General features: G+C 59.3%; 1 pseudogene. It reads left to right on the top strand.

Going from position 1 to position 297, the window contains the following annotated elements:
* Nucleotides 1–297, top strand: a pseudogene (locus AC5ZG1_RS44920) (transposase); the annotation flags it as partial.

Raw genomic sequence — 297 nt, 5'->3', positions numbered from 1 at the left:
GCTCAAGCTCGGGTTCGAGGTCGCGCAGTCCAGCGTCGCCAAGTACATGGTGAAGCGACGCGGGCCACCCAGCCAGGGATGGCGCACCTTCTTTAATCACGCGCCGGACATTGCCGCCATGGACTTGTTCGTTGTTCCCACCGTCGGTTTCGATCTGCTCTATGCTTTTGTGATCGTCCGGCTCGACCGCAGAGACCTCGTCTGGATCAACGTCACAGCAAATCCGACGGCGGAATGGGTTGCACGTCAAATCACGGAGGCATTTCCTTGGGATGAGGCTCCGCACTACCTCATCCG

Source organism: Bradyrhizobium sp. Leo78, assembly GCF_059512425.1.
Note: the sequence above shows the minus strand (reverse complement) of the source record. Positions and strands in the feature narration are given on the sequence as shown.